The following is a 16,306-nucleotide window of genomic DNA, read 5'->3' as shown; positions in this document are numbered from 1 at the left end:
AACCTTGCGTCTTCATCGGCCCGCGTCCTGTAGGGGCGAAGCATTCGGACAATAACCTATCGGTGAAAAGGTAGATTTTCTATCCGAATGCTTCGCCCGTACTTATTCAGCAAACCCTACTTAGGACTAGCTACCGTTGCCGTTGCCTGTTCCAGAGTTCCCTCAAACCAGAGACTTCCCACATAATAAGGGTGTCCTAGTCCCAGCTAACACACCCGCAGAGATTATTTCTGGTAGCTTGGTTTTACCCCAAAAATCCACAACTGCCCAACCCACCGCAGGGGAGGGACAGGGATAGATTAGGCAATCACCTGAATATTGCTCGCACCGAGAGTCGCTGCGCCAGGGCCAGCAATGTTTGCGATTGTAACCAGACCACCAGGATTATTAAATAGGTCTTGGTCAAATGATAAAGTACCGACACCACCGACGACACTGTAGATAATTTTGGCAGTGCCATTTTCAGTTGCCGAGAATAGGCCAGAAGTTAAAGTACCGCCAATGGTAGCCAGTCCGCCGAAACCACCGGAAGAAAGTACAATGACATCACCGTCAGTGATGGTAAAATCGGTGATGCTGTCAGCGCCTTCGTTGGAATTGTTGTAAACAAACTGGTCAACACCACTACCACCAGTTAGGGTGTCGTTTCCGTCGCCACCGATTAGGGTATCGTTTTCCGTGTCACCAAGTAGGCTATCGTTTCCCGAGCCACCAAGTAGGCTATCGTCTTCCGAGTTACCAAATAGGGTATCGTTGTCCGTGCCACCGATTAGGGTGTCGTTAAACGAGCCACCATCTAGGCTATCGTTTCCCGCGTCCCCATCTAGGCTATCGTTGTTCGAGCCACCAAGTAGGGTGTCGTTTCCGTTGTCACCGTGTAGAGTATCCGTGCCGGCGTTACCATTTAGGATATCGTTTCCCGAGCCACCAAATAGGGTATCCGCTGCACTGGCACCGCTTAGGTTATCATCGAAATTACTGCCTACAATGTTATAGAAATCGGTGGCGAGGAGATTCCATATCCCATTTTGTTGCGTACCCGACGCTAACTGCTTCGTGAAATTATCACCGGTTAGGACATAATTGCCGGCAGTCCCACCTTTAACAAAGGTATAGCTATTGGCTGGCAGCGCGGGAAAGGACAGAGGAGAAAAGCCTCCACCGAGCCGGGTAAGGGTTAAGTTAGCAGGAGGAGAGCCGGCTGTGGTTATTCTCCAAGCTGTAGTAACGCCGCCGGGTAAAAGGCCCTGGGAAGTGAGATTATTGCCCGGAATGATAATGCCCGGTCCTGATACATGAATGAGGATATTATTAAAGGCGGCGGTGGTTAGGAAATCACGCACCGTCTGAGTCGTAGTACGATTGAAAGTAACACCAGTGAGGAGGGAGACGAATGATGTGGTTATAGTGGGCATGGTTTTTCCTTTGTAATGATATGTTTGAATGTGAAGAGTTTGATAGTCCTCCCCCCGATTATTATATACCGAGAAAAAAAATACAACCCTGTTTTCTAGGCTTGTTTCTGGAATTATTGCTAATGGTTAAGTTTTTATCAATTCTAGGTTAATTTTTGGCTGGGTATGATATAAATCACCCCAGAAATTAAGGTTAATGTTACCGATAGCCAAAAAGCCCCCTGAGCAATTAAATTATATTCAGAAGGCAAGGGAGCGATTAAGAGAGCGATAGCGATAATTTGGCTGACTGTTTTGCTTTTTCCCCACCAATTAGCCCCTTTTATGTCGCTATTTCCCGTTAAATTGGGATTAATGCGCCAACCAGCGATCGCTAATTCGCGAGCAAGAATCAAAAATACTCCCCAAGCGGCAATTACATCCATTTCAATGAGAGCTAAAAGAGGAGCGAGAACCAGTAATTTATCGACCAAAGGATCGAGAAATTTCCCTAATTCGGTGATTTGATCCAATTTTCGCGCTAGATAACCATCGAGCCAATCGGTACTGGCAGCAATCAGAAAGATAATTAAACTTAACCAGCGATCGATTTCTGTGCCTTGATGCAACCAGTATAAAATTAATGGCAGTCCCAAGAGTCGCGATAGGGTAATCGAGTTGGGTAGGTTCATTTTTCAGTGATCAGTAAACAGTAATCAGTAATCAGTTATCAGTCAAAAGGCAGCTCTGAGCTTGTCGCTTAATAAGTAGTCGTGCAAAATAAATTTCCTAGTGAAGATAGGCAAGAGGCAAGAGCGGGGTTAGATATGTGTAATTAATTTTGCTTAGGTACTTACTATCTATTCACTGATAACTGATAACTGAAACCTGAAAACTGAAACCTGAAACCTGATAACTAAAAACTGATAACTGATAACTGATAACTGATAACTGATTTTAACTGGCTAATTTGAGATCGAAATTACTTTGTTTATTGCCTAATTGCCTGAGCCAACGATAATTATAAGTTAAAGCACCCCAGCAGGTGGGATAAACGGCATAATTAACGCCAAATTCTTGGCAAACTTCTGCTAAAATTGGGGCAATTTTGGGGTAGTGAATATGACAAATTTGTGGGAAAAGATGATGAACAACTTGATAATTTAATCCCCCTAAATACCAATTTAAAAAGATATTTTTAGGGGCAAAATCTACGGTAGTTCGCACTTGAAAAATTGCCCATTCGTCTTCGATTTGATTAGCTGCCGAGGGTTGAATAAATTCGGCGGGTTCCAAAACGTGAGCTAACATAAATACATGACAGGCAAGCACTCCATAGGTCATAAAAACAATGAGAAAACCGATCGCTATTTCTAGGGGACTATAACCAACTAAGAGAGGAATGCCAATAAACCAAAAGAGATAAACAACTTTTCCGCTCAATAAAACAAATAGATCGATCGCTTTAAGATTGGGAATTTTAATCTCGCCAAAACGATGACGAAAAAGAATGGATCGTACATCGGAGAATGACCAATAGATAGGAATTATAGCGTAGAGAATCGGGATAAATAAATGTTGATATCGATGATACCATTTATGCTCGGCATGGGGAGTCATTCGCACGATACCATCGCCGTGAATTTCCAGATCGTACCCTAAAACATTGGTGTAGGTATGATGGAGATAGTTATGACGAAAACGCCAGAGATAACTGGAAGCGCCGATGATATAATCGTAGGTCATGCCAAGGAGAGAATTAACCCATTTTTTACTAGAATAGCCGCCATGGTTGGCATCATGACCAATGCTAAAACCAATCCCTGCTAATCCTGCTCCTAAAACCAGACAACCGATGATTTTTAGCCACCAGATATCCGGACCAAAAAGCACAAATAACCAAGCGGCAATTACCCAAGTTAAAATCGTGATTGTCTTCAGGTACATGGCCAAATTATCTCTGGTGGGGATGCCGTTTTCAGTAAAATAAGCATCAACCCGTTTATTCAATTCCTTTCTAAAACCCTGATTTTCGGTAAAGGTTACTCGCATTCCTATTTTTGTCCTAGAAGTTGGTATGACGGCAATTTGTGGCAGCTCAGAGTTAATTTATGAGTCTTTGACTGGTTTGCTAAGGCTGTCTCACTACAACTGATAGTTTCTCATCAGTCTCTCATCTATTGTCAGAGAAAGAGGTGCGCTTGGCAAGGGAATCGCTCAATTTCTTTGCTACGCTTGCAAAAAATCCTCGGTTTTTACCTAATCAGATAGCAGATACCTGTAGCCGGTGATAGGGATGAGCATTAGGTACTTTTGTACTAGGGACTTGCGCTTTGATAATGTACCTTTTGGGCGAACGCAGTTCGCCCCTACATTGTAGACAAAATCCGTTACTGTAGGGGCGCAATGCTTGCGCCCTCCGATCGCTCAGGTTTGCTGATCACCTTAAGTAGGGGGAGAGCCTTCGAGGTGTTAGGGACTTGCGCTTTGATAATGTGCCATCTGGCTGGTCTGGTTCTTCTACAGAGCGATTTCTGGCTGGGATATTATTCCTACGCAAGTCCCTAAGTAGTCGTGCAAAATTAATTTCCTAGTGAAGATAGGCAAGAGGCAAGAGCGGGGTTAGATATGTGTAATTAATTTTGCTTGGGTACTTATTTTGGCTCTTCTAGGTTCTGTGTGATAAGTTTAACTTACATAGGGCTTGCTGAATAAATCTAAAAACCTTGTTGGATCAGACTTTTAGACTTTTTTTCCCTCAAAAAGTGCCAGCCGTTGCGGGGATCGGGGGGAAAATTCAGGTACTTTTTCCCTGAAAATTAGGTAACTGACTACCTCAAAATAGGTAAAACCCCACACCCCACACCCTGCCCCTAGGAAAAGCTTTTTGCCGCAAACCCTACATAGGATCGATCAATTTATTTCATCGAAAATATTGCCAGATAATTTAACCAACACCAATTAATGAACCCTGGAATATAACATCGTCGCTATTCTTGGATATATCAGCTAATTGACTAATATTTTCTAACTCAATTGCGGGAGCAGTTCGTTTAATTAAACCAGTTAAAACCTTACCTGGACCCACTTCGATCGCTTTCTTCACACCCACATCTGGCAATCTTAACATAATTTCTCGCCAGCGAACCGAGCTAGTCATCTGCCAGATCAGATATTTTTTTAATTCTTCCCCGTCCTGGGTAGGATGGCTGGGATCGACATTAGAAATCACAGGAACTTTTGCAGACCGAAAATTAACTAATTCTAAAATTTGCTGAAATTGAATAGCGGCATTTTCCATCAAGGGAGAGTGAAAAGCACCGGATACTTTTAACTGGATAACCCGCTTAACTTTCACTTGACCTAATACTAAATCCACCGCTTCAGGAGTCCCAGAAATCACCACTTGTTCAGCACTATTATCATTAGCAATAACTACATTTTCCGTCTGATTAACCACTGTTTCTAGACTGGTGCGATCAAATTTCATTAAGGCGGCCATTTTACCACCTTCGGCCGCATCCATCAAACGGGAACGGTTTTGAACTAGATTTAATCCTGTTTCAAAATTAAACACCCTGGCCGCATATAAAGCGGAATATTCACCAAGACTATGACCGGCAACTAGATCGGGAAAATGACCTTTTTCTTGCAACAAATCCGCTAAAATACTCTCCACCACAAATAAACAAGGTTGAGTATAAAGAGTACGAGATAGGGTTTCTTCATCCCCTTGACATTTTTCTAAAACCGACCAACCAAGGATTTTTGCTGCTCTTTCTAATCTCTCTTGGCCAAGTGCGCTTTCCGCTAAATCTCCAATCATTCCTAACGCTTGCGATCCTTGTCCCGGGAATATCCACGCTGTTTTCATAAGTTCTTAAAATAGATAGATAGTTGTGTTTTGGTCAGTTATCAGTTATCAGTTATCAGTTATCAGATGTGAGTTTTTAGTTTACTGTTTACTGGTTACTGGTTACTGAATTAATCTCCCCAACGGAAGATAATCCCACCCCAAGTTAAACCGGCACCAAAGCCGGAAGAAGCAATAATATCACCTTTTTTGACCTTACCACTCCTGACAGCTTCATCGAGAGCTAGAGGAATCGAGGCTGCGGAAGTGTTGCCATACTCGCTGAGATTGCTGATCACTTTTTCGGGAGACAGTTTCAGGCGATCGCTCACCGCATCCATAATTCTTTGATTAGCTTGGTGCAGAACTAACCAATCGATGTCACTGGTGGTTAAATTAGCCCGATAGAGGGCTTTTTCGATGACCTCTGGCACTTTTGCCACAGCAAAACGATAGACTTCCCGTCCGTTCATCGTTAGAGGCTTATAGGTCCCTTTTTGAACCCTTACCCCCTCCTTAAGGGGCAATTCCTCCCCCTGATAGGCGAGATTAAGAGAACCATTCTGGCTGCCGTCGCTATGGAGTTCAAAACCGAGAATGTTATCTTTTGTATCATTTGCTTGACAAAGAACCGCCCCTGCCCCATCACCAAAAAGGACACAGGTAGCGCGATCGTTCCAATCCACCCAACGGGAGAGAACATCGGCCCCGATAACCAAGACATTGCGGTAAGTACCAGTACGGATAAACTGGGTGGCGGTGACTAATGCCACCAGAAAACCCGAACAGGCGGCGGTGAGATCAAAAGCGATCGCCCGATTGGCCCCGATCTGACTTTGAACCTGGGCCGCACTACCGAACAGATCATCAGGGGTAGAAGTAGCCAAAAGAATCAGATCGACCTCACTAGAGGACACCTGAGCCATTTCTAGAGCCTTAATCGCCGCTTGGGCCGCTAATTGGCTTAAAGACACCGATTGATCCGCTAAATGGCGTTTACCGATGCCGGTACGACTTTTAATCCACTCATCGGAAGTCTCGACAATTTGGCTGAGTTCTTCATTACTGAGAAATTGCCTTGGTGTGGCCGATCCACAACCAGTAATGACGACTGCTGCCCCGAATCCGTTCAAAATATTCCCCCTTTTTCAGTTATCAGTGATCAGTTATCAGTTATCAGTGGGAAGTGGGGAAGTGGGAAGAATAAATAAAAATAGTCTCCCGTCTCCCGTCTCGGAGTCTCCTGACCGCTTCAAGATGGCTGACGGCTTAATCTTCACCGTTCACCGACAACTTTTTTAATTGATGATGTCAGTTATCAGTGATCAGTGACCAGTTATCAGTTATCAGCTCACAGCTTAATCTTCACCGTTCACCGACAACTTTTTTAATTGATGATGGTGGTCATTGTAGGCTTGAATGCGCTCAGAAACGCGATTATCGACGGCATTTTTCGCCTGTCGGATGGCGTTAAAAATCGAAGGCGCTTGGGAACTGCCGTGACTGATCACGCAGACCCCATCGACTCCAAATAACAGCGCACCACCGTGTTCCGCGTGATCCATGCGTTGTTTAATCTGTTTAAGATTGGGTTTAATTAAAGCCGTCCCGACTTTACCCTGTATCCCCCTAGGTAATTCCTCTTTGAGAATTTGTAGGATAACTCCTCCCACCGCTTCGGCAAATTTTAACAGGACATTACCGACAAAACCATCGCAGACGATCACATCGAATTGTCCCGATAGCACATCCCGGCCCTCAGCATTGCCGATAAAGGGAATTTGCTGGTTATTTTCCAATAATTCGTAGGTTTTTAGGGCGAGATCGTTACCTTTGCTGGCTTCTTCGCCGATATTGAGTAAACCGACTTTCGGATCTTCAACCCCCATAACGTATTTACTGTAAATTGTCCCCATTAGGGCAAACTGCTCTAAATATTTGGGTTTACAGTCCACATTCGCCCCGACATCAAGGATAATCACCGATTTACCCGCCAACATCGTCGGCAGCACCGCACCGATCGCCGGGCGATCGATTCCTTTTAAACGACCTAAACGCAGCAACGCCGCCGCCATGGCTGCCCCGGAGTGACCGGCGGCCACCACCGCATCGGCGCGATTTTGTTTGACTAAATCCATGGCCACATTAATCGAGGCCGCTGGTTTGCGACGGATAGCGGTGATCGGCTCTTCGTCCATAGCCACCACTTCCTCCGCGTGGACGATCGTGAGATTCTTGGGACGGGAATGATGCTGGAAATAAGCCTCAATCCGTTCAGAATCGCCGACTAATAATACTTCTACATCTAATTCTTCGGAAGCTCGCATCGATCCCGCGATAATCTCGTTGGGAGCGTAGTCACCTCCCATCGCATCTACCGCGATTCTTGCCCGATTTAATGCCGTTTCTGCCATTGAGTCAGTGGGATAGAAATCTTTAATAAGTTGAGCGGCAGCTCTTGAGAAAAGCTGGCCGATCGAGGATTAGTGTTTTCTGATCGAGCAATTGTTAAAAATTACCAATCATTTCTATACAATAAGGCATCATTGCGATTAAGGAAAAGATGTTCTCAGTTTTTAATTTGGCAGTTTTCGGCTTTCTCTTGGGTTGGCTGGGGGGGCAATCCCAACCGATCGCCAATATTCCCCTAATTTCTTGGCAAAATCAGCCTATTTTTGACCTTCCCACCGCTCCCGATCCCCGGGTGGCGGCGATCGTGGCCGATTATCTGCAAGACTTGACTAAAAAAGGTTTAAACTCTCGTCAACAACGGGTCTTAATTGAGACGGAATGGGCTGATTTAGCCGATCATCAGGGTAATCTACCCGCTTCGGGGGCTTCGTTGACTAAAATCGCCACTACTCTCGCGGCCGTGGAAACTTGGTCTCTCGATCATCGTTTTGCTACTCGTTTTTACAGCACGGGAGAGGTAAAAAACGGGGTGTTAGAGGGAGATTTAATTATTGAAGGGGAAGGGGATCCGCTTTTTGTCTGGGAAGAAGCGATCGCAGTGGGCAATGGCCTCGATCAATTAGGCATCCGTCAGGTCAAAGGCGATCTGATCATTACGGGTCAATTCGCCATGAATTTTCAAACCGATCCCCTCAAAGCGGGAGAATTGTTGAAAATTGGGCTTGATCAATCGAAATGGTCAAAAGAAACCCAAAAAGCTTTTCAGAGTCTTCCTGGCGGCACACAAGCCCCACAGGTGAAGATTTTGGGCATGGTTCGAGCCAGTCAAATTCGCCCCGAAAATGCCCGATTATTGTTGGGTCATCAGTCCTTAACTTTAACGGAACTGTTGCGTCAGATGAATATTTATAGTAATAACGTCATGTCAGAAATGTTAGCGGAGCTGCTCGGTGGCCCGGCGGCAGTGGACGCAATTAATACTAAAATTACTGGGGTAGGAGCGGAAGAAATTCAATTAATTAATGGTTCGGGATTGGGTGTAGAAAATCGCTTGTCTCCCCGGGCAGTTATTGAGATTCTGAAAGCATTGGATCGCAAGTTAGCCAATCAACCGATCAAAGTCGCTGATTTATTTCCGGTGGGGGGACGTGATACCAAAGGAACTATGCAGTGGCGGGCCATTCCTAAAGGAGTGATGATTAAAACTGGAACTTTAGCCCAAGTTAGCGCCTTAGCTGGAGAAATTCCCACCCAAGAAAGGGGTAAAGTTTGGTTTGTAATTATGAATGCCGGTAGTAGCAATATCGAGGGATTCAGAAATCAGCAGGATCGGGTGTTACAAGCTTTAGATCAACACTGGCAAATTCTCCCAGAAGCGACTCAAGGATCGATTCCTGCAAGGGCCTTTCTAGGTGATCCCAGTCGAATAAGTCAAGGTTTCTAGAATTGATTGGCTAAGAGGTTATGGTGATGAGCGAATCTGATCGAAGGGAGGGCGTACACTATGGGTCCTCACCAATCATACTGGCTGCAATGTAGGGGCGCAAAGCTTGCGCCCAAGCCGAATTTTTAAGGATAAAAACACATTTGCGGTAAACCAAGGGATTCTTCCCAACCCATCATGAGATTGAGACATTGTACCGCTTGTCCCGATTGTCCCTTAACTAAATTATCGATCGCTGACATCACTATCACTCGATCGGTTCTCGGATCCACTTCAATACCGAGATAACATAAATTAGTACCACAGGCCCACTTAGTTTGTGGATAGACTCCCCCTGGTAGGATTTTGACAAAGGGAGAAGTGCGATAAAAAGCATTGTAGATAGTGATTAAATCATCCCGCACCAGATTGGGATCCCGCAATGTTGCATAGACTGTGGACAGGATGCCCCGAACCATGGGCATTAAATGGGGAGTAAACTGGACGCGCACCTCATGACCGGCTAAATCGCTGCAAATCTGCTCAATTTCGGGAGTATGACGGTGTTTTCCCGCTACATTATAAGCCCCGATCGAATTATCTGCTTCTGCCAATAACATATTAATCTTAGCTTGTCTTCCCCCTCCCGAAGTTCCCGATTTAGCATCGATAATCGTGGTTTCCGGGAGAATTAAACCCTGTTTTAACAGGGGAGAAATCGCCATTAAACTAGCAGTAGGATAACATCCGGGGCAACCGATCAAAGAGGCATTTTTAATCTCTTCCCGATAAAGTTCCGGTAAACCGTACACAGCCGTAGATGCGATCGCTTGATCCTGACGTTCCTTGCCATACCATTTACTATAGGTTTCTAGGCTAGTAAAACGATAATCTGCCGACAGATCCAAAACTTTACACCCTTTAGCGAGCAAAGGAGGGGCTAAATCACAGGCTAAACCATTGGGTAAACCTAAGAAAACCACTTGACAACGGGAGGCAATTATCTCCAAATCGATCGCCTCCACATTAAGATTAATGCTATGACCGAGATGGGGATATAAATCACTGTAGGGTTTTCCGGCGCTACTATCGCCCCCCAGATAGGCTAATTCTACGAAGGGATGTTCTTTGAGCAAACGTACCAACTGTACGCCACCATATCCGGAAGCGCCGACAATACCCACTGAAACCTTCTGTTCTTGCGTCATTTCCCTTATTCCTAAAAATTCTTATCGTTAAGATAACGCTTTAGTAGGGAGCATCTCACCTTTGTAACCCCTAAATCAGGTTTTTATGTCAAGCTATTTTGAAAGCCTTGCTAGAAAACAGTTTTAGGGATAAGTATAATTACTTACTTGCATAAATGAGATGCTCCCCTTTAGTATGGCTGAATTTTAGCCTAACCGGCAGGATTTAAATCAAAAAACTTCCTTTAAAAACCTAGTATCTCGGCCGGGTTGTCCATAAACCGTCAATTTCTTTTGATCAATAGGCAGTTATCTTAATGATGAGGTACAAGGTTTTCCTTTTATGATGCCAAATTAAGTTAAACTTCATCCTTAGGAGAAAGGCTGTAATTCAATCCCCCATATTTAAAATTTTGAGCGCACTGTAAATTCATAATCTCCTCCCGGTTCTAATTGATAATCGTAGCGTTCTAAAAACCGATTCAAGGGTTCAAAAATCAAAGCCCTACCTAGGGAAGGTTGTACTAATAACTTGCCTTGAAGAAAATGCCACTGAAAACGCCATTGATATTGTTCCGTCCGCACTTCCCCCTCTAATTTCCCCGTTTGCCAAGATTGCTTAATTATCCGCACATAAGCCGTGCTTTCTGGTCGATTGCCGCCACTCACCTGAACCCTACCTATAGATTAAATATCAAACATTAAGATAGCGAATTAATCCTTGTTTGTCATTACTTCAGCCAATTTTTTCGACGCTATTCCGGGGAAGTGACTTCATTAACCTTAGAAACCAAGACATTTAATTGAAAAGGTCGCCCCATTTCCTTAGTAATAAATTCTTCCAACAATTCTACCTGTCTGGGGGTAATACTTTCCGCAGTTCTTACGACTAATCTCACCCGGGGAGGCTGCTTGAGCCAATTAATCGAAGATTCCAATAATTCTGCCCGTTGAAAAGTAATCGTTCGTTGTAATAAAGCTTTTTTGATCAGCCTTTCTAAGCGAGCTTGATTAGCCAGAGTTGCAAAACTTATTCCTAAGGGAATTAGCAAAACCGCTGTCAGGATAGAAGTCAAAATTAGAGCGTTACGCGCCCGATGAAAACTAGAATAACCTGCCAGCAAAAAGACCAACAAACAGGCGAGAGCAATGCCTAATAAATTGGTAATATATAACAGAGTCGCCCCCAAACTTAGAATCCAATTGCCTTGGGATAATCCTAAACCAATCGTGCAAACTGGTGGCATTAAAGCCACGGCAATCGCTGTTCCCGCTAAAGTACCTGAAATTTTCGGTTCTATTTTGGCATAACCACTGATTGCCCCTGCCGTAATTGCCACTCCTAAATCTAAAAGATTCGGTTGAGAACGGGCTTGAATTTCACTACCAAATTCAGAAATTCCGATTAATAATCCTAGCAACCAAGCTATTGCTAAAGCGATAATCGTACCGACTAAAATCGCCAGGGCTGACTTACGAATTAATCGCCAACTACCAATTAAACCACCAAAAGCCAGACTACGAATCGGCAACATCAAAGGGGCAATAATCATCGCTCCAATAATCACGGCTGCACTATTGGCAACTAAGCCCAAGGTAGCGATCGCACAAGAACTAACAATCAAAGCTAGATAGGGAAAATCGAGGGACGCTTCTAACCATAAATCGCGCCACATAGCCCGCGATTGTTGCCAGGTCAAGGGTTTTCTTGAGAACCACGAGTGGGGCCGTTCTTTTCTCGTCATTGTGCTTAGGAAGATGGACTTTTATTTTACCGAAATAACACGGGAGCATGAAAGCCATTGTCTTTTTAAGCAATGGATGAAATGCGACTTTTCTAGAGAAAGATAGAGCCTCTCTCACTAGCCGAGAAATCCTTTGTCGATAGGGAAGATATAGGAAAAGAACAATTAGCGATCTTTGAAAAGAGGGCGAACGAGGGGACTCGAACCCCCGAGTGGTGGAACCACAATCCACTGCCTTAACCACTTGGCTACGCTCGCCGTACACTTTTTCAAGTATAACACAAGACGAATGGTTGACAAGAGGTTTTTTATCCTAATTCAGGCTATCGTTAGGGTAAGTGAGTGATGATTTGAGAGCTTATGAAATTGGCGCGGTTAGGGGGAATGGTGTTAGGAGTGGTTTTAGGGGTAATTGCGGGTATATTGCTGACAACTAACCCTAATCGTCAAGATTACGAACAATACGCTTCCCAGAGGTTAACTAGCTATCTTAAGGATAATGTCTGCGCTCGGGCGCAAGCTTCCCCCGAGGTGCAAGCTCTCTTACGGGGTTACTGTAAAATGTTGGTGGATACGGGTCATCCTTTTTTACAAGAAGCGATCGCCACTAACACCACTAGAAAGAATTTTCTCATTTTCAGCGTTTATCAAACAGAATTATCGTTCCCTCCCCCTTTACCTAGTTATCAATTCAGCAGCGTCGGTTTTTTGAATAAATTATACATCTACGAAGCTTTAGAACTGTAGTCAGATAATTGAAATTTTCTGAGAGTAAATCCTGATGGTAGTGATTTTATTGTAGCTCAGTGATTGGGATTTCCTCCATTTACGGAAAAAAGCAGACTTTGCCATTCCAAAAGTACAGGAGTCGGGATAGTGAGAGCGCGGGGATTGTCTAGGGGTAGGGAAAGCTCGATCGCTTCGGTAACGGGTAGCTGCGTTAAGATATCCTGCATCTTGTATTGACCAACGTTAGCTGCGGGTGATTCTTGGGCAAAAGCATCCTCAGCCGCTAAAATTTGACCTTTAGCAGTGGTTATCGTTAATCTTTCCGGGTGAAGAAACTCAATCCCCTCTGGAAATCCCACCAAGCGCAAACTAATTTCTACCGTTTCCCCATCTTTAACTCGTTTGAATAACACCACCTGCCAAGGACTACCGACATCATCGCGCAAACTATGACGGGATTGATACAACAGCTGCCCCGGTCCTTCTAGCTGTTGTCGAGTTAGAGCTAGTGCGGACAAGGAAAAATCGATTTTAAGGCTGATAAATAGCAAAAAACTGACGAGAACACAAAATAATAACAGGAATCGTTTCATAACTTTATTGACATTAGCTAAAAAATATGATACGAGCTTCGGCACTTGAGCCAAATTAACATAATTAGGGTTTGCTGAAAAAGTTTGTTGGTGGGAGCAGGGTGTAGGGTGTAGGGTGTAGGGTGTAGGGTGTAGGGTTTTACCGATTTTCAGGTAGTCAATTACCTAATTTTAAGGGGAAAAGTCCCAGAATTTTCCCCCTGAGTACTCCCGGTCTCGGCACTTTTGGATTTCAAAAAGGTCTAAAAGTCTTATCCCACAAGGTTTTTAGATTTATTCAGCCAACCCGAAATAAATCCTCGCTCCGCCATTGCCTTGATTCTCCCTGATAATTATGGGACTTTTTGCCCGTTACCAAAACCTCCGTCAGTGGTTTAAATCCCAACACTTCGGACGTAGCGCCACCGATAGTCGTTATGCTTTACTGGTTGCCTGTTTCATCGGAATTCTCTCCGCCCTTGCCGCTATTATCCTGAAATTGGGCATCGGTTGGTTAGGTGGTTGGCGGGTGCATCTAGTAGCCAATTCCTCTCCTTTCCTAGTTTTGCCCCTCGGCGGTTTTCTGCTTGGTTATAGCGCCGGCTGGATTGTGGAACACTTCTCCCCCGCAGCCGCCGGGGGGGGTATTCCCCAAGTAAAAGCAGCCCTAGCTAAATACCCTTTGCCCCTGTCTTGGCGCGTTGCCGTCGTAAAAATGATCGGGGCGATCCTGATCCTTGGCGGTGGTTTAACCCTTGGTCGTCGGGCCCCCACGGTACACATCGGAGCAGCCCTGGCGGCCCAATTAAGCGTCTGGCTGCCCACCAGTCCCGATCACCGTCGTCAGATGATCGCAGCCGGGGCAGCCGCCGGGTTAGCGGCCGGTTTTACTACTCCCATCGCCGGAGTCCTCTTTGTGATCGAGGAATTAATGCGCGATGTTTCCAGTATGACCCTAGAAACGGCGATCGTGGCTTCCTTTACCGGGGCCGTGGTTTCGATGATGCTGCAGAATACCCCCTCGATCATCACTGAATATGCCAATATTAGCTTCTCTGCCCAAGAAATACCCATTTATTGCCTTTTGGGGGTTTTAGCGGGCTTATTGGGGGCTTTATTCAATCAAGGCATCCTTTTTTGTAGCCAGATGCAGCGGCGTTGGCGGTTATCTTTAGCTTGGCGCATCGGTCTGGTCAGTTGCTTATCGGGAACGGTAGTGGCTTTTTTACCCGACTTTTTTCGAGATAATACGGGTTTACGCGAATTTTTGCTGGCAGGGGAATTAAGTTGGCAGAATACCGCCCTCGCTTTTGTGGTCTATTTTTTCCTGACGATGATTTCCTATAGTTCCGGCGCACCGGGAGGACTGCTCGCCCCTGCTTTGGTGTTGGGCTCCTGTTTGGGGTTTCTGGTGGGGGGAATCGAGACGAAAATTATGGGTTTCGGCAGCGAACCTAGTTATGCTTTAGCCGGTATGGGGGCCTTTTTTACGGGAGTAGTCAGGGTTCCGGTAACGGCGATCGTGATTGTCTTTGAACTGCATCACAATTTTAATGTTGTGCTGCCCCTGATGTTGACCTGTGCCGTTTCTTATATCACTGCCGAAAGCATTCTACCCGGTTCTCTCTATCAGCATTTACTTTCCGCTAGTGGTATTATTCTCAACGAGGAAACCCCTGCTAATGATGTGTTGGCCCATCTGTCGGCTATAGATGTGATGCAATCGCAGGTGGAAATTCTGCCGGCGGATTTACCCCTAGGGGAAGTGGTGAAAATTATGTCCCGTTCCCATCATCGCGGTTTTCCCGTGGTGGAACAGGGGCGACTATTGGGGATTTTTACCCAAAGTGATCTGGATAAATGGCGATCAAAAAACAGTCAAACTGTCCTGCGGGAGATCATGACTCCCAATCCGATTACTGTAGCTCCCCAAGCAGCTTTAAGCGATGTTTTATTTCTGTTAAATCGCTATCAGCTTTCCCGTTTACCCGTTACCGATGGTCAAAAACTGGTGGGGATCATCACCCGCACCGATATTATCCGGGTGGAAGCCGATCAATTGGGGGGGGTTTGTCAACTGCCTCAACCCACTACCCCTTCCTATGTGGTTTATCAAACTCGTTCTCCGGCTGTGGGAATAGGCCGGATTTTGTTACCTATTGCCAATCCCGACACCGCTACCGCTTTGTTTAAAATTGCCGCTGCTGTCGCCCGTGAACGCAATTATGAGATAGATTGTCTCTATGTGATTACTGTGCCTCGTCTTAGTTCTCCGGCGGAAGTAAAGGTAGATACGCGGGAAGGACGCAAATTACTTCATCGTCTGGAAAGATTAGCGCGACAGCAGAATATCTCTGTTCATACACAAATTTCGGTGGCTCAGGATATCGCCGAAGGGATTTTGGCCACGATTCGCGAACGACACAGCAATTTATTAATTATGGGTTGGACGGGGGAAAGATCCACCACTGGGGCGATTTTTGGGTTTTTAGTCGATACTTTGATCGCCCAAGCTCCCTGTGAAACCATCTTGGTAAAATTGGGTACAAAGGATTGTTTTCCCAATGATCCTAACTGGGAAAGGATTTGGCTGATTCCCACCGCCGGCGGTCCCAATGCCGAACGCGCCTTAGCATTATTGCCTAGTTTGCTGTCTTTGTCCGAGTCCTCGGATTATCCCAAACTTTGGTTATGTAAAATCTATTCTCCGACGGAGTTACTGCCAGATCTGTCTATTTTGGAAGTTTTACAAGCATCTTTACAGAAAGCGATCGCACAGCCGATTGTGCCTTTACCGATTCCTTCGGCCTCTCCAGCCGAGGCAATAATTAATCTGGTAGAATCGGAAGACTGTTCTTTGGTGCTTTTGGGTGCATCTAGAGAAAGTTTGCTCAATCAGTTATTAAATGGCAATATCCCCTCGACGATTGCCCGTGCGGTTAATTGCACTGTGATTCTCGTGCGAGGGGAATTATCAGATTAGGTTATTAG

At 45.1% G+C, this 16,306-nt stretch carries 13 protein-coding genes and 1 tRNA gene; 3 read left to right on the top strand and 11 right to left on the bottom strand.

The window, feature by feature from the left end:
- Positions 1-299: 299 nt before the first annotated feature.
- The 6 genes from EWV60_RS15620 to plsX all read right to left on the bottom strand — a co-directional run bounded on the left by EWV60_RS15620 (position 300) and on the right by plsX (position 7,661).
- Positions 300-1,415 (bottom strand): calcium-binding protein, encoded by a 1,116-nt coding sequence (locus EWV60_RS15620; protein WP_287233214.1) that lies wholly within the window; start codon positions 1,413-1,415, stop codon positions 300-302.
- A gap of 143 nt (positions 1,416-1,558) precedes the next feature.
- Positions 1,559-2,086, bottom strand: a complete 528-nt coding sequence (gene pgsA / locus EWV60_RS15615) for a CDP-diacylglycerol--glycerol-3-phosphate 3-phosphatidyltransferase (protein ID WP_002743356.1) — start codon at positions 2,084-2,086, stop codon at positions 1,559-1,561.
- A 265-nt stretch (positions 2,087-2,351) separates the two neighbouring features.
- The gene (locus EWV60_RS15610) at positions 2,352-3,446 is read right to left on the bottom strand and encodes a fatty acid desaturase family protein (RefSeq protein ID WP_287233212.1); all 1,095 of its coding nucleotides are present in this window, start codon (positions 3,444-3,446) and stop codon (positions 2,352-2,354) included.
- Between the two features lie 895 nt (positions 3,447-4,341).
- Positions 4,342-5,268: an ACP S-malonyltransferase gene (fabD, locus tag EWV60_RS15605; protein WP_193978011.1), complete on the bottom strand. Its 927-nt coding sequence runs from the start codon at positions 5,266-5,268 to the stop codon at positions 4,342-4,344.
- A gap of 110 nt (positions 5,269-5,378) precedes the next feature.
- Positions 5,379-6,380 carry a beta-ketoacyl-ACP synthase 3 gene (locus EWV60_RS15600; RefSeq protein WP_287233209.1) on the bottom strand — a complete coding sequence of 334 codons (1,002 nt, stop codon included), beginning with the start codon at positions 6,378-6,380 and terminating at the stop codon, positions 5,379-5,381.
- A gap of 225 nt (positions 6,381-6,605) precedes the next feature.
- Positions 6,606-7,661: a phosphate acyltransferase PlsX gene (plsX, locus tag EWV60_RS15595; RefSeq protein ID WP_287233207.1), complete on the bottom strand. Its 1,056-nt coding sequence runs from the start codon at positions 7,659-7,661 to the stop codon at positions 6,606-6,608.
- 149 nt (positions 7,662-7,810) lie between these two features.
- Here plsX and EWV60_RS15590 point away from each other — a divergent pair, with 149 nt between their 5' ends.
- Positions 7,811-9,103: a D-alanyl-D-alanine carboxypeptidase gene (locus tag EWV60_RS15590; protein ID WP_287233205.1), complete on the top strand. Its 1,293-nt coding sequence runs from the start codon at positions 7,811-7,813 to the stop codon at positions 9,101-9,103.
- Positions 9,104-9,228: 125 nt separating this feature from the next.
- Here EWV60_RS15590 and argC read toward each other — a convergent pair whose 3' ends face one another.
- The 4 genes from argC to EWV60_RS15570 all read right to left on the bottom strand — a co-directional run bounded on the left by argC (position 9,229) and on the right by EWV60_RS15570 (position 12,272).
- Positions 9,229-10,290, bottom strand: a complete 1,062-nt coding sequence (gene argC, locus EWV60_RS15585; protein ID WP_123230086.1) for an N-acetyl-gamma-glutamyl-phosphate reductase — start codon at positions 10,288-10,290, stop codon at positions 9,229-9,231.
- Positions 10,291-10,674: 384 nt separating this feature from the next.
- Positions 10,675-10,938, bottom strand: coding sequence for a DUF3146 family protein (locus EWV60_RS15580; RefSeq protein WP_002733391.1), 264 nt, complete (start codon positions 10,936-10,938; stop codon positions 10,675-10,677).
- 86 nt (positions 10,939-11,024) lie between these two features.
- On the bottom strand, positions 11,025-12,014 hold the full coding sequence (locus EWV60_RS15575) for a DUF389 domain-containing protein (RefSeq protein ID WP_149107685.1): 990 nt from the start codon (positions 12,012-12,014) through the stop codon (positions 11,025-11,027).
- 185 nt (positions 12,015-12,199) lie between these two features.
- Positions 12,200-12,272 (bottom strand) — tRNA-His (locus EWV60_RS15570).
- A 102-nt stretch (positions 12,273-12,374) separates the two neighbouring features.
- On the opposite strand from EWV60_RS15570, the gene EWV60_RS15565 reads away from it, so the two are divergent.
- The gene (locus tag EWV60_RS15565) at positions 12,375-12,761 is read left to right on the top strand and encodes a DUF4359 domain-containing protein (RefSeq protein WP_002793455.1); all 387 of its coding nucleotides are present in this window, start codon (positions 12,375-12,377) and stop codon (positions 12,759-12,761) included.
- 56 nt (positions 12,762-12,817) lie between these two features.
- On the opposite strand, the gene EWV60_RS15560 is transcribed toward EWV60_RS15565, so the two are convergent.
- The gene (locus EWV60_RS15560) at positions 12,818-13,336 is read right to left on the bottom strand and encodes a DUF3122 domain-containing protein (protein WP_043998323.1); all 519 of its coding nucleotides are present in this window, start codon (positions 13,334-13,336) and stop codon (positions 12,818-12,820) included.
- Positions 13,337-13,670: 334 nt separating this feature from the next.
- On the opposite strand from EWV60_RS15560, the gene EWV60_RS15555 reads away from it, so the two are divergent.
- Entirely contained in the window at positions 13,671-16,298 is a 2,628-nt protein-coding gene (locus EWV60_RS15555; RefSeq protein WP_287233200.1) for a chloride channel protein, read from the top strand.
- Positions 16,299-16,306: the final 8 nt, after the last annotated feature.

The sequence above is a fragment of the Microcystis sp. Msp_OC_L_20101000_S702 genome (assembly GCF_007095705.1).
GTDB lineage: Bacteria > Cyanobacteriota > Cyanobacteriia > Cyanobacteriales > Microcystaceae > Microcystis > Microcystis ichthyoblabe_A.
This window is presented reverse-complemented; position numbering and strand designations above follow the sequence as displayed.